This window comes from Vibrio alfacsensis, assembly GCF_019670485.1.
In the GTDB taxonomy this organism is placed as follows: Bacteria; Pseudomonadota; Gammaproteobacteria; order Enterobacterales; family Vibrionaceae; genus Vibrio; species Vibrio alfacsensis.
The window spans coordinates 1,052,934-1,065,908 of sequence record NZ_AP024166.1; the positions used below are offsets into that span (position 1 = coordinate 1,052,934).

Consider the following 12,975-nt stretch of genomic DNA (forward strand, 5'->3'; position numbering starts at 1 on the left):
ACCTAATAGAGAGAACGTAAAAATAAAAAAGAGCCGCTTGAATCAAGCGGCTCCTTGCTACTTAGGGTTAGAACATTTGTCTTATAACACTCGCTTTATAAGAATTGCTTTGTAACTCTTATTTTATAAAACTCACTTTATAAGACGGGTTTTACGCGATGCGAATAACTTACGAGCGCTCTACTCGGTCGCGAATCGCTCTTTTTATTTGCTGACGTTGCTCTTGCGATAAAGATTGGACTTTTTGTTTTAGCTCCGCACGTTGTTCTTTTGTTAATCCATTTTCTGGTAAGTTCACTGGCTGTTCAATTGGATTGACAGGCTCTCCCTCGATTGGATTTGCTGGTTGCCCCTCAATTGGTAATGTTGGTACTCCCATTATAGGATGAGCAATATCCGGACGGTTCGTTACACCAGCGAACAAACGACCATCTTCATTACGAAATACCACTTCTGTTCCGTTGTCTAGACGAACAATGTAGTTGTCACCCTCTTTGGATGCGTGGCCAATGACCTCGCCATCCGAATTTCGAATCGCACCATCCGTAACTGTGTACATATTTCCAGAATCCCCAACGGCAACATGTACAACATCATCGGAGTCTTTACTCACGATCATTTTAGTCCCGTTGTCACCCACAATCAGTAGAGCACCACCAAGGTCAATGACATCACCATAAGTAGGAACGACACCACCATCATATTCAGGATCTTCCATAATAGGGTGGTCTGGTTTTTCAGCAGGGTGAATGTCTTCAACAATCAAGCGTCCATCTTGAACAGAAAGATGAACAATACCTTTATCATAAACAAAAACGAGTTCGTTATTTCTTACTTCAATATTACCAACAGGCTCATTTTTGCTGTTAAAGACAACGTCACCATCGGTGTAATATAACTCACCACCGACATTGAATACCGTTCGACCTTCTGAGCCACGAATAGCTACGGTGTTGTACTCACCGTTATCACCTTGAATCGCCATACCATCGAAGTTTTCGCCTTGGAAAGTTTGAACAGATGCAACACCCGCAGGTTCACTTGGGGAGTCAGAGGAACCTGATGATGAACAACCTGCAAGAAAAGACGCGGCGATGATGGTGCTCAATAATTTAGCTTTCATGATTTACTCTCTTAATTTGTCGAAATTCAGGGCTGCTTCTTGCAGATTCGGAGGACTCCCTGCCCGATGAAGAGAAGTATATGGAATGGTGCGTTCTGGCTCTAATCGCCTATAAGAAACCCGCCATTAACGGCGGGTTATTAATGAATCACGGTATTTGGCTCGATAACCAGGGGTTATTATTGAACCCAAGCGTTAGTGTCGAATATGACCAAACATCGAATACAACTAAATCACCTTATACCCGACGTCTTGGGGAATGACTTACCTTGTAAGCATTGCAACCTTTGAAACTCACTCCGGTAAATCTCTTTTCTCTAAATTTGAGACAATGATGTCGGTAATAATTTTACGTAACCAATGTACGGTTTCGTTACGTCGATTCTTATGGTGATAATAAGCATGCAAACAAGGCTCGACGACCAAACCATCATACTCAATATCAAGCCGACGTAGTTGCGACAGTTTCTTTTCATTAACCGTTTTTGATGCAGGAAAAACCATGTCTGAATTCGCAACGACATCCACAATTGCAGATGGAAGCTCAGATCGAAACCCAATTTTTGGTTCAACACCTTTAATTTTCATCAGTTTTTCTGAGAAAGAAATGTTGGAGTTCCAGTCCGAAGCAATGATGGTAGCGAATTCAAGATCGTGACAGTCATTAATTCTCAGACGATTACCTTTTAATGGATGATCTTTTCTTACATACGCACAGAACGTATCTTGAGCAATTAATTTGGTTAACAACTCTTTTGGTCCGTGAGCAATTTCGTAGTTCACACCTAACGTGACTTCACCTTTAATGATCTCCTCCATCGTAGAACGCGACCAGTTTAAAAGGTGTATTTGAACGTTTGGCGCTTGCGATCTGATCGCTTGAAATATCTCGCTCGCGTAAGAGCTAAGAATAAAAGGAGCCAAAGCCACTTTTAGCGTCCCATCTAACTCTTTGGGGTCAAAGTCTTTAGAGCCATTAATTGCAATTGATATTTCATTAAGTAAAGGGGCTAAGCCCTCCGCCAACTCATTGGCATATTCCGTCGCTCGCAAACCATGATGCGTTTTCACGAACAGCTCATCTTCGAAGTGATCCCGCAGCCTTTGCAGCGCTTTACTTACCGCAGGTTGCGACACAAACAAACGCTCAGAGGCACGGCGCATGTTTCGTTCTTGATGAAGAATAATAAATGTCCTTAACAAGTTTAAATCGAGGGTAGAGAAGAGATCTTTTGCCATGCTCACTCGCTAATAACTAGAGGTTATTAGTCAGCATAAGAATAGATGTGTATACATTTCAATCTTTCTATTTCAAATCTTTGCGCTAGATTCATCTATATTGGCTTGATCATATCGCCGATAGAGTAGATAGGACGTCTCTTTTGGGTTACAGTTTGTTACAGATACCAGAAGTCTTTCATTCTTATACTAAAAAGTGATTTTGACGCTTAGCAAGGATTCCTATGATAAATAAAAAAGTACTGATTCTCTTTGCTCATCCTTCACAGCATCGATCTGAAGTCAATGCTCCTCTTTTTAAAGCCGCCCAAGCCATTGAGGGTGTCACGTGTGTTGACCTCTATGCTGAGTATCCAAACTTCAGCATTAACATCGATCAAGAACAACAACGTCTGCGCGACCATGATGTCATCATTTTCCAATTTCCGTTGTACTGGTATTCAACGCCCGCGATTTTAAAAGAGTGGCAAGATCTGGTGTTGGAGTACGGCTTTGCCTACGGCTCTGACGGAACTGAACTGCATGGCAAAACCTTGTTATGCGTGCTCTCGGCAGGTGGCAAAGAAGAAGCGTATAAAGCCGAGGGTTACAATCACTTCACCATTCGAGAGCTGCTCGCCCCAATAGAACAAATGTCAGCCCTAACAGGAATGCATTACATTGCACCATTTGCCTTATTTGGTTCTCGTACCGCACTGGAGGAAGACCGGATTTCACACCATATTGAGCGCTATAAAAATCTACTCACTGCATTAGTGGAAGATAAACTCGACCTGAATGCCGCTGCTTCTTTAATTAAGCTAAACAGTGCATTGCCACAACTGATCAAGGATGTGTCATGACCGGAATATTCTTGCAAGCCTTTATTTACCTGATTGCAGCCGTAATTGCAGTTCCGTTAGCCAAACGTCTAGGGCTAGGTTCGGTACTTGGCTATCTGATCGCGGGGGTAGTTATTGGGCCAATCATCGGTTTAGTCGGTGAAGAGACAACGACGATTCAGCACTTTGCCGAGTTTGGCGTAGTAATGATGTTGTTCCTCGTCGGTTTAGAACTAGAACCCAAAATGCTATGGGCAATGCGTAACCGCTTAATGGGCCTTGGCGGTCTCCAAGTTGGAGGAACGGCAGCTCTAATAATGGGCATTGCGCTTTACTTCGGACAACCATGGACCATTGCTCTGGCCATTGGTTTGATCTTCGCATTGTCATCAACGGCAATTGTTCTCCAAACCTTTAGCGAAAAAGGGTTAACCAAAACTGAGGGCGGTCAAAATGCCTTTTCAGTGCTGCTATTTCAAGACATTGCCGTCATTCCAATGCTCGCGTTTATACCCTTGCTAGCGCTACCTGAACTCGTTGCACAAGCGCAGTCTGCGGCTCAATCCGCAGCAGAACACCACGAGGAATTAAGCTTAGTAGCAGGTCTACCCGGCTGGGCGTACGGAATTGTCATAACGGCTTCCATTGCCATTGTCGTTGTCGGTGGTCACTTCCTAAGCCGACCTCTATTCCGTTATGTGGCAAGTTCTGGCTTACGTGAAATTTTTACTGCAACGGCCTTAATGCTCGTGATCGGCATCGCTGCACTAATGAGCTTAGTGGGCTTGTCTCCTGCGTTAGGAACCTTCTTAGCGGGCGTCGTATTAGCGAACAGTGAGTTTCGTCATGAGTTAGAATCGAACATTGAGCCATTCAAAGGCTTACTGCTTGGTCTGTTTTTTATCACCGTTGGTGCGGGTATCGACTTCACAGTTCTGTTCAATGATTTCTTCTTAATTATTGGCCTTACACTGGGTGTAATGCTGCTAAAAGCCACTATTTTGTTCATCCTTGCGTTCATTTTCCGAGTGAAAGGCAGTAATCGTTGGTTGTTCACACTCAGTTTGGCTCAAGCAGGGGAATTTGGCTTCGTACTATTAAGCTTCTCTGTGCAAAACCACGTCATTCCATTTGAAATATCACAAACGCTTGCACTGGTTGTAGCGATATCAATGTTCCTAACACCAGGGTTATTCATTCTATTCGATAAGGTGATTCTCCCTCGCTATGAGAGTGAGTCGAATGAACGTGAAAGTGACACCATTGAAGAACAAGGAACGGTTATCATTGCCGGTATCGGCCGGTTCGGACAAATCGTCAATCGTCTGTTGGTGTCTAACGGCGTCAAAACCGTTGTATTAGACCACCAAACCACCCAAGTTGATAATATGCGCCAAATTGGTACACGTGCTTATTTTGGTGATGCAACTCGTCCTGATATGCTCCACACCGCAGGTATAGAGCATGCCGCTGCAATTGTTGTGGCAATCGACAACCAAGAAGCCAGTGTCGAACTTGTGAAATATGTTAAGCACACCTATCCGCAAGTCACCATCATTGCTAGGGCTTTCGACCGCGGCCATGGCTATTTACTGCGTCAAGCAGGTGCAGACATTATCGAATCCGAAACCTATCATTCTGCACTCGAAATGGGCGGACACGTGATGAAGTCATTGGGTATTCACCCATTCTTTGTGGAACAACAAAAAGGCACTTACAAGCGAGTTGAAGCTCGTAAGTCGGACATGCTCTATGAGGCGTGGGAAGACGACTCTGAGGGAGAACGATACGACAATAATTTCCGTCAGCTCTTTATCCATCTCGAAGAGAAAATGGCCGAAGAAATGCAAAAAGATCGTCACGACAAGCTCTCTCGCTCAGAACGTGGTTGGACGCCACCGCCAAAAGGTTACGCGGATGACTTCAACGAGGAAAACGTTCAAGAGCTACATCCATGTAAAGAAAAACCACAATAAAAGCCTAAAACCTCCCACTCGGGAGGTTTTTACTATTCAAACCAAGCGCAGACTCTAATTTCATTAAGCCAGTTATTACATTAAGTCGCTCATTAGAATCTCATATTCCTCATTTGCCTCATCAACAAGATGTGACAATTCTAAAGCGTCTTTTCTGGCTAAGTTTACTTGCCATGGTGCGGTTCCCTCTTTGCCGCAAACACTAGTTTCACCACCATGGCTTTCAAAAGATAAGTCACAAAAGTCGGTAGAATGATGCTCGTCTAATTCCACAATATTAACGTCTAGCTTACCAATAGGGTTAATCTCTACATTCGCGTGTAGTCCCAAACAATTTTGTAAACTGTATTCTCGATGCACGGTAATCATGGCGGCCTCCTCAATCCTCTTGCTCCATTCACTCACTATCTTTTGAAAGTGTAGATGAGGCATTTTGACACTTAGATTAAATTACGATGAAGATTGATCTTGATTAATTCAACCGCTAATAAAACTGCTCTTACCTATTGATACGCTCATTCAACAGAGCACAACATGGTGTCATGAATACACTTCTCAATTGCCTCAATCGCGATTTTTGCAGCCACTGGTAAATGTGTATGGTATGGATGCAAAATATAAATAGGATTCACTTTTGATGGTTCCGCATCTGGCACGGCTTCAAGCTTGCTGTTTTCTTTCAAGATGAAATCAGGGACGACACCGACCCCCATCCCCATTTCTAATAGTGATACCACGTCAAAAACCGTATTAGAGCGATGCTTTACAACAAATGGGACTTCCACCATATCTTGACCATGAGAAACCAAGTGATGGATAGGCCCAGTTTGCCAATGTTGAGCAATATAAGGTGTTGAGGTCAAATCCGAAGATAGATTTCGTGCGCGGCACAGGAGGTCACAAAATTGCCCCACTTTACGCTGCTTGAGATTCGAATCTCTCGAAGCTCCGACTCGCACTGCAACATCAATATCCTGCTGAACAATATCAACATGCTTATCATCACTAATCAGATTTAAATGCACATCCGGGAAGTCAGAAAACGCTGTCGTTAATGCTGGCAAAATGATTGTTCGCATTAATGCATGGGGAGCGGTCACCGTTAGGAGGCCCGCTGGAACCTGTTTAAATTCGGAAGCCTCCAACCACGCCATTTCTGCTTGCTTAGTCATCTTGGCGCATTGGAGATAAAAACGCTCTCCTGCCGAGGTTAACGTCTGCTTTCTTGTTGTTCGTTTCAGCAAACAGGTTTCGAGCTCCTGTTCCAATTGCTTCAGCGCTGAGCTGACAACCGATTTTGACAACTCAAGTTTATCGGCCGCTCTAGAGATCGAACCGCACTCTACGACATGAACAAACAAGGACATTAAGCGTAACTTGTTCATTTAATCTCACCTCAATTGTTCGACCAAACAGAACATTACTTTCCGTTTGCTTTATTTTTTAAAACTAATAATACCTCTATGATTAGTCCGTAAACAAACATTAACGATGGAAAATCAAAATGACTCAATCAGCTTTAGAACGTGCTCAAGCCGGTATCTCAGCATGGCAAGTGGCTTTCAACAGTCAAGATGCGGCTGGCTGTGCCGCTCAATATGCAGAAGATGCAATCATGGTGGCTAAGCCATTTGGTACGTTTGAAGGCCGAGAAGCCATTCAAGCGTTTTGGCAGAACATCATGAATCAAGGTTTCCATAGTGTGGATTACACCAACATCCAATGGGAGCAAGATAGCGAACAAGGTTATATTCTGACGGCTGAGTGGACAATGAACAAAGCGTTCGGTGTTGTACACAAAGAGCTGTGGGAAATCCAAAAAGACGGTCTATCGCGCTTAACTTACGACGAATTTGAAGTGCTTGGTGAGCGCTAAGTTGCTCAAATAATACCAATAAAAAAATACCCAAGCCTTGGCTTGGGTATCTCTGTTTCAATAATTACTTAATTTTATTAAGCGAAGATAAAGGTGTATAGGTAACCCGCTGCCATCGCCATACTTAGAATCACGAATAGAAACGCTGCAATCATTTGGTTCTTAAAGATAGATTTAAGCAAAATCACTTCTGTAAGACTTGCACCCGCACTACCAATGATCAACGCCATTACTGAGCCTAGCGCCATCCCTTTTTGTACTAGTGCCGCACTTAGTGGAATTACAGCTTCAGCACGAATGTACAATGGAATACCAATGATTGCTGCAACTGGAATCGCGTACCACTTCGCTTCACCTGCGTACTCTGCAATCAAGTCAGTAGGGATAAAGCCGTAGATGAATGAACCAATCGCAATACCCATCATTAGATAAGGGAACACTTGTTTAAAGTCTTTCCACGTTGAGTGCCAAATACGCATCCAACGGCTTGGTTGTTTTTCTTCTACGATTGTCGCCGTTGCTGCACCGTCAGATGAACAACAAGACACTTCCACTTTAGGCTCTGCTTTTGCTGCGCTATCACCACAACAAGAGGTTTTGGCCGCTGAGGTTTTCGCAACTAGTGGCGCAGGCTCACAACAAGATGTTTTCGCTACTACTGGTTCACCACAAGAGCTAGTGCCACAGCTCGACGCTGGCTTTTCTTCAGCTTTTTTATTACTTGAGTCACCACAAGAGGTACCACATGATGATGCGCCAGCCGCTTCATATGCCTCTGGTTTTACATAACGCTCAAAACCCAGTTTTTCAAGTACATAGCCTGCTACTACTGACACCGTCATTGCGATAGCAAAGTAGAACACTGCCACTTTCCAACCAAAAGTCACCACAAACAAACCAATGATCACTGGGTTAAGCAGTGGACTTGCAAATAGGAACACCATCATCGGGCCAAAACCGGCTCTCGCACGAAGCAAACCTTTTAGGAAAGGAATGGTAGAACAAGAACAGAATGGTGTAATCGAACCTAGTAGTGCCGCGATAAAGTAACCTTTACCTTTCTTCGAACTTAGAATCGATTGAATTTTTTCTGGTGTAAGGAAGTCTTGTAACACACCAACAATATAGCTAATAGCTAAGAACAGAATGATTAGCTCTGCTGCTAGAAACGCAAACATATCAAGCGCTTCTTTCGCCATGGTCATAATTTCTGGGTTCATATTATTTCTCCTACTGATCTCTCATCAGTAACTGTAAATTTGCAAAACGAAGCTTTTCTTCATTTCTATTTTTCTCGAATTATAGAAGTAAAAAGCATCGCGTCAACCATTATATTTCGATATTTGTCGAAATATTTTTAAAAGCAATCTTTATCAGTAAGTTAGATATAAATATTATGTTATTTGCTATTCAGCAATATTTTCACTAATATCGAAATAAACGTATTATCATTCATCTCAGAGGTCAACATGGAACTCGAAGCAGTAGCAAAAGCGCTGAAAGAGCTAGGGCACCCTACTCGCTTATGTATCTATAAAGAAGTGGTTAAAGCTGGTTACCAAGGCATCGCTGTCGGCGGCGTCCAAGACAAGCTCGGTATTCCTGGTTCAACGCTTTCTCATCATATATCTAGCCTTGCCTCTGCTGGCTTAATTAGCCAACGTCGTGAAGGGCGCACTCTGTTCTGCGTTGCGGAATTTGAATGCCTCGATACTGTTATTGGGTTTCTGCGCGATGAGTGCTGCATCGATGAAAAATGCTAATTTAGAAACTATTTGGAACGAATACGAGCACACAATCCACGCGTTCTTACGCTCTAAAGTGAATAATGAAGATGACGTTGAAGACTTGAAACAAGAAATCTTACTTAAGACATATCAGAATCTTAAGGCGATTCGAGATGATTCAAGTGTTAAGTCTTGGCTGTTCCAGATCGCCAATAACACCATTATCGATTTCTACCGCAAGCGTGCACGAAACCAACGAGATAATCACCTCATTGCTGACGATCTTTGGTTTGAAAGCCAAGAAGCGAACCTGAAACAAGAACTGTCAAAATGCATTGCACCTTTTATTCAAGTTCTGCCTGAAGAACAATCCCAACTGCTCGCTTATATTGAACTTGAGGGCATGAGTCAAAAGACACTGGCGGAAGAACGAGGCATCAGTTACTCAACCCTCAAATCACGCGTACAAAAAGGACGTGTCGAATTGAAAAAGCTGTTTGAAGAATGCTGTCACTTTTCTTTTGATCAGCAAGGGCGGGTGACGGATTATCACCAAAAGGACGCGGGTTGCGATAGATGCTAAATCTCTGAAAAAATGCCCCGCTTCTGTAGAATCAGGCGACTAACGTTAACACAAGATGCGAAGAAAAGTCGCCTATCTATGAGCTCACTCCCCCCCTGTTCCCTCCAAACGGCTTAGTATTTTCCCTCGATGCAAGTGATAGATTTACTGGAATCTCAGCGAATGGAATAGAAAAGCAGAAAGAGAAGCGCGGGCACAACGTTGAACACGCACTTCTATAGAATATTAAGTAGACCTAAATTACCGGTGGTAAATATTTATTGAGTGACAAGCAGCATCGCTGACTTGGCGGGAATTTTCACCTCCTCATCTGAGGACATTTCAATGCCAGATATCAAGTCAACATAGGTCTGAGCGAGTTTCAACGATAACGATTGAGCACGGGACGATTTATTCAATACTAAAATCCCTTTATCGCCTCGTTGAAGTGCCAGCATATCATCGTTACCCTCAAGCACCGTCATTGGCTCACCATGCACCAAATTATGGAAAGCAATCATCTTCGCCATGCGCTCGTCTTTCCACGCATTTTTCCATCTTGGCTTACCCTCTTTGCCTTTTATACCACTTGTATCTAGGTCGGTATAAATTAATGGTACCCCACCGTCACGACCAAGAATATATGCGTAAGCCAACCACTCACTTTCCTCATCCATGACCAAATCGAGAAACACATCGTTATTGGGAATATCATGAGTAATAGCGAATGTGATTGCACGACCATTAGACAGCGCCTGACCAAAACAATAAGGGTCAATCAACGATTTAAAGCTGCCTCTCTTTGAGAACGCTTTGAATATGGTTGAGAACAGTGGGAAATCGTAAGCTCCCAAGCGCGTCTCTTTCAGATATGGCTCAAGAAAAAGTTCATACTCTTCTACCGTTGCGCCGCCATCGGTAATAATCTCTCCGAATATATGCACATCTCGAGTAATTTCATCCGTCCATACTTGCTTTAAATGCTCAAGCGTCATGTGCTTTGCTGCATCAATTCGAAATCCTTTTACGCCCAGTGCTTTTAGTGCATTTAGGTACGCTCGTTGCTGCTCAATCACATTGGGGCAAACTCGTAAAGTCGGCAAACCAGGATCTTTAGGTCCTCCAGTAATTCGACCATTTTGCACTTCCCATTTGTCTTTCCAATCTTTAATACCAAACGGCTCGACGAAATCAGTTTCATCAAATAGAGGCTTTGATAAATCACCGAATAAAAGAAGATCTTGATACTTTGCAGCTTGTTCTTGGTATGCGTCCATGACGTCTTGACGTGGGTATTGTAAATCTCGTCTAAGGTGCGCTTCATTCGCCATATGGTTGAATACCACATCGGCATAAACCAATACGCCAACTTGGGCGAGGGCTTCGACCATGTTCCTAAAATCGATGGTATTACCGAGCGCGTTTTCAATGACTCGATAATCTTGTGGCTGATAGCGTTGCCACCAGCGTTCATCTTGCGCGCTTTTCATAGGTGGTGAAACCAAAACCGAGCCATAACCGAGCTCGCTAATCTCCGCTGCGCGTTGAGCAATGTCAGCATACTTCCAATCAAAGGCATGCAAAATCACGTTTGCACCCGTTGATTGCAATTCCTGTAGACCACTCATGTTTCTCTCCTAGTCGCGTTCACTCACTATTTCTTGTCTCTAAGGTGAGTAAATTCAATACTTCGAATTATAAGAACTATTGGCGTATCGCCCTCACCCCTTTGTACTTTTCTACTAGGGGGAACGCCAAGGCGTAGCTCAGTCATCTCATTGGTGGATGCCAAGAAATAGCGATATTCCTTTATCATATTGCCGATACATTAACCCATCAATCGCATTCAAGCCTTTGTTATTAATATAAATATTCAAAAATAGAACGTCATCCCTAAGCAAACGGTTTGTTTTCGAACAGGCACACCTATTAATGGATTGACCGTATTAAATCGATATGTAACAAATATTTAAGAAAATAAAATTGCCGTGCAAATCACATTTGGTACACAGCGGACAAGCTAGAAATATCAGGACGGTGGGTAAAGTATGATGAGAATGGAAAAAAGAAAGGAAACAAGATACAAAAATAGCGCGATGAACGCGCTATTTGGGCCTAATTCGGTATCAATTCAGTACCACAAGACTAAGTACGGTACAGCACTTTTACTACGTGCCAACCAAACTTGGTTTTCACTAAATGCGGAGTAAGTACTTCGCCAGAAAAACAAACTTTATCGAACTGTGGCACCATTTGACCGCGGCGAAACTCACCTAGGTCACCCCCACGTTTACCAGATGGACAAGTTGAATATTTCTTTGCCAATGTCTGGAACTTCGCGCCTTTCTTAAGTTGCGAAATGATGTCTTCAGCTTGTTCTTTATGCTTTACAAGAATATGCAAAGCGGCTGCGGTATTTGCCATGTGTTTGTCTCTCACTATTCTGGTAGCGCAAGTGTACCGAAACAACCTAATATCGCCAGTATTTTCTTGCACATGACGTGATCTTCAAATGGTAGCCTTGCTTTCAAACCAAGTCATTCCCGAAGAACCTAGCATCTTGAAGTTACTTGGATATAACACAGCACCTTGGGATATAACACAACACCTTGACGATCCTAAGCCGCAATATTTATTAAAAAGCTCACTTTTCCAAGCGCAACGGTTGAAGCGCTCGTCTTATAAGATTAGATTAGTGGCATAAATCAGTGATATTGATAAGGTTATCTTCATGGTAAAAGTCGCAAGCAAGGCAAACCAATCGCAGGGTATGTTGGCCTTTAAACTCACCTTACAACAGAATTTTGCTATTGGAACGCTCAAAGTCCGTGAGATTGTGCCTTACTTACCAACCACTAAGATTCCTTATTCTCATCATCATGTTATTGGTACTGTCACCATTCGTGACCTCACTGTTCCCGTCATTGATATGGCAGCTGCGATTGGATTTCGTCCTATTCAAGAAAGTGAATATAAGAATTGCTATTTGATCGTGACAGATTGTCTGCGCACGGTAGTAGCATTCATGGTACGAAATATTGAAAAAATCATCGAATGTGACTGGAAATCTATTGAGACACCACCAGCAAGCGCTGGACATAACATCTTTGTCACGGGCATTACTCGCTATGAAGAAAAGATTGTTCAAATGCTGGATGTCGAATTACTGCTTTCCAAAATCTATCCGCAATATGAAAACACCAAAATACCGATGCTGACAGACATTGAACGCGAGCGTCTAAAAGCACTGAATATTCTTTTAGTGGACGATTCTTCTATTGCCCGAAAACAACTTTGTGATGCGCTCGACAGCATTAATATCCCATATCAAATTTGTAAGAATGGCTCAGATGCTTTGGACCTAATGAAGCAAAATGCCGAAGAACATCGCCCAGTAGATTTGCTTGTCAGCGATATAGAAATGCCGGGATTGGATGGATACGAACTGGCATTTGAAGTGCAAAACGACGCAGCGCTAAACCATTCCTATCGTATTCTTCACACCTCTCTCTCTAGTGAAATATGTGTCGATCGCGCGCACCAAGTAGGCGCTCATGAAGCATTAGAAAAGTTTAACGCCGGAGAACTGATTGAAGCCATGCTCCGCGGCGCTAAAGAGCTCGAAGCTAACGCAATAGCCTCTTAGTGATC

At 43.1% G+C, this 12,975-nt stretch carries 14 protein-coding genes; 7 read left to right on the forward strand and 7 right to left on the reverse strand.

Going from position 1 to position 12,975, the window contains the following annotated elements:
- Nucleotides 1-169 precede the first annotated feature (169 nt).
- Nucleotides 170-1,123 (reverse strand): hypothetical protein, encoded by a 954-nt coding sequence (locus VA249_RS19210; protein ID WP_221070403.1) that lies wholly within the window; start codon nt 1,121-1,123, stop codon nt 170-172.
- A gap of 80 nt (nt 1,124-1,203) precedes the next feature.
- Here VA249_RS19210 and VA249_RS19215 point away from each other — a divergent pair, with 80 nt between their 5' ends.
- The gene (locus VA249_RS19215; RefSeq protein WP_221070405.1) at nt 1,204-1,386 is read left to right on the forward strand and encodes a hypothetical protein; all 183 of its coding nucleotides are present in this window, start codon (nt 1,204-1,206) and stop codon (nt 1,384-1,386) included.
- 31 nt (nt 1,387-1,417) lie between these two features.
- Here VA249_RS19215 and VA249_RS19220 read toward each other — a convergent pair whose 3' ends face one another.
- Nucleotides 1,418-2,362 carry a LysR family transcriptional regulator gene (locus VA249_RS19220; protein WP_221070407.1) on the reverse strand — a complete coding sequence of 315 codons (945 nt, stop codon included), beginning with the start codon at nt 2,360-2,362 and terminating at the stop codon, nt 1,418-1,420.
- A 224-nt stretch (nt 2,363-2,586) separates the two neighbouring features.
- Between VA249_RS19220 and VA249_RS19225 the strand changes: the two genes are divergently transcribed.
- On the forward strand, nt 2,587-3,204 hold the full coding sequence (locus tag VA249_RS19225) for an NAD(P)H-dependent oxidoreductase (protein ID WP_221070409.1): 618 nt from the start codon (nt 2,587-2,589) through the stop codon (nt 3,202-3,204).
- Nucleotides 3,201-5,159, forward strand: coding sequence for a monovalent cation:proton antiporter-2 (CPA2) family protein (locus tag VA249_RS19230; RefSeq protein WP_221070411.1), 1,959 nt, complete (start codon nt 3,201-3,203; stop codon nt 5,157-5,159). Before VA249_RS19225 ends, VA249_RS19230 begins: the two co-directional genes overlap by 4 nt.
- A 75-nt stretch (nt 5,160-5,234) precedes the next feature.
- Here the strand turns inward: VA249_RS19230 and VA249_RS19235 are convergent, their stop codons facing one another.
- The gene (locus VA249_RS19235; RefSeq protein ID WP_221070414.1) at nt 5,235-5,528 is read right to left on the reverse strand and encodes a hypothetical protein; all 294 of its coding nucleotides are present in this window, start codon (nt 5,526-5,528) and stop codon (nt 5,235-5,237) included.
- A 146-nt stretch (nt 5,529-5,674) separates the two neighbouring features.
- Entirely contained in the window at nt 5,675-6,544 is an 870-nt protein-coding gene (locus tag VA249_RS19240) for a LysR family transcriptional regulator (RefSeq protein ID WP_221070416.1), read from the reverse strand.
- Between the two features lie 119 nt (nt 6,545-6,663).
- On the opposite strand from VA249_RS19240, the gene VA249_RS19245 reads away from it, so the two are divergent.
- On the forward strand, nt 6,664-7,035 hold the full coding sequence (locus tag VA249_RS19245) for a YybH family protein (protein ID WP_128813170.1): 372 nt from the start codon (nt 6,664-6,666) through the stop codon (nt 7,033-7,035).
- A gap of 77 nt (nt 7,036-7,112) precedes the next feature.
- Here the strand turns inward: VA249_RS19245 and VA249_RS19250 are convergent, their stop codons facing one another.
- On the reverse strand, nt 7,113-8,255 hold the full coding sequence (locus tag VA249_RS19250) for a permease (RefSeq protein ID WP_221070418.1): 1,143 nt from the start codon (nt 8,253-8,255) through the stop codon (nt 7,113-7,115).
- A gap of 249 nt (nt 8,256-8,504) precedes the next feature.
- On the opposite strand from VA249_RS19250, the gene VA249_RS19255 reads away from it, so the two are divergent.
- Nucleotides 8,505-8,798, forward strand: a complete 294-nt coding sequence (locus VA249_RS19255; RefSeq protein ID WP_128813171.1) for an ArsR/SmtB family transcription factor — start codon at nt 8,505-8,507, stop codon at nt 8,796-8,798.
- Nucleotides 8,785-9,345, forward strand: coding sequence for an RNA polymerase sigma factor SigZ (gene sigZ, locus VA249_RS19260; RefSeq protein ID WP_221070420.1), 561 nt, complete (start codon nt 8,785-8,787; stop codon nt 9,343-9,345). Before VA249_RS19255 ends, sigZ begins: the two co-directional genes overlap by 14 nt.
- A gap of 257 nt (nt 9,346-9,602) precedes the next feature.
- Here the strand turns inward: sigZ and VA249_RS19265 are convergent, their stop codons facing one another.
- Both VA249_RS19265 and ppiC read right to left on the reverse strand, forming a co-directional pair.
- Nucleotides 9,603-10,952 carry an alpha-amylase family protein gene (locus VA249_RS19265; protein ID WP_221070422.1) on the reverse strand — a complete coding sequence of 450 codons (1,350 nt, stop codon included), beginning with the start codon at nt 10,950-10,952 and terminating at the stop codon, nt 9,603-9,605.
- A 517-nt stretch (nt 10,953-11,469) separates the two neighbouring features.
- Nucleotides 11,470-11,748: a peptidylprolyl isomerase PpiC gene (gene ppiC / locus VA249_RS19270; RefSeq protein WP_128813174.1), complete on the reverse strand. Its 279-nt coding sequence runs from the start codon at nt 11,746-11,748 to the stop codon at nt 11,470-11,472.
- Nucleotides 11,749-12,055: 307 nt separating this feature from the next.
- Between ppiC and VA249_RS19275 the strand changes: the two genes are divergently transcribed.
- Nucleotides 12,056-12,970: a chemotaxis protein gene (locus VA249_RS19275; RefSeq protein ID WP_221070424.1), complete on the forward strand. Its 915-nt coding sequence runs from the start codon at nt 12,056-12,058 to the stop codon at nt 12,968-12,970.
- Nucleotides 12,971-12,975 lie beyond the last annotated feature (5 nt).

Coding starts and splice junctions, on each gene's coding strand:
- VA249_RS19250 (WP_221070418.1), bottom strand. CDS start 8,255: ATGAACCCAGAAATTATGACCATGGCGAAAGAAGCGCTTGATATGTTT.
- VA249_RS19235 (WP_221070414.1), bottom strand. CDS start 5,528: ATGATTACCGTGCATCGAGAATACAGTTTACAAAATTGTTTGGGACTA.
- VA249_RS19275 (WP_221070424.1), top strand. CDS start 12,056: ATGGTAAAAGTCGCAAGCAAGGCAAACCAATCGCAGGGTATGTTGGCC.
- VA249_RS19220 (WP_221070407.1), bottom strand. CDS start 2,362: ATGGCAAAAGATCTCTTCTCTACCCTCGATTTAAACTTGTTAAGGACA.
- VA249_RS19210 (WP_221070403.1), bottom strand. CDS start 1,123: ATGAAAGCTAAATTATTGAGCACCATCATCGCCGCGTCTTTTCTTGCA.
- sigZ (WP_221070420.1), top strand. CDS start 8,785: ATGAAAAATGCTAATTTAGAAACTATTTGGAACGAATACGAGCACACA.
- VA249_RS19215 (WP_221070405.1), top strand. CDS start 1,204: ATGGAATGGTGCGTTCTGGCTCTAATCGCCTATAAGAAACCCGCCATT.
- VA249_RS19230 (WP_221070411.1), top strand. CDS start 3,201: ATGACCGGAATATTCTTGCAAGCCTTTATTTACCTGATTGCAGCCGTA.
- VA249_RS19225 (WP_221070409.1), top strand. CDS start 2,587: ATGATAAATAAAAAAGTACTGATTCTCTTTGCTCATCCTTCACAGCAT.
- VA249_RS19245 (WP_128813170.1), top strand. CDS start 6,664: ATGACTCAATCAGCTTTAGAACGTGCTCAAGCCGGTATCTCAGCATGG.
- ppiC (WP_128813174.1), bottom strand. CDS start 11,748: ATGGCAAATACCGCAGCCGCTTTGCATATTCTTGTAAAGCATAAAGAA.
- VA249_RS19265 (WP_221070422.1), bottom strand. CDS start 10,952: ATGAGTGGTCTACAGGAATTGCAATCAACGGGTGCAAACGTGATTTTG.
- VA249_RS19240 (WP_221070416.1), bottom strand. CDS start 6,544: ATGAACAAGTTACGCTTAATGTCCTTGTTTGTTCATGTCGTAGAGTGC.
- VA249_RS19255 (WP_128813171.1), top strand. CDS start 8,505: ATGGAACTCGAAGCAGTAGCAAAAGCGCTGAAAGAGCTAGGGCACCCT.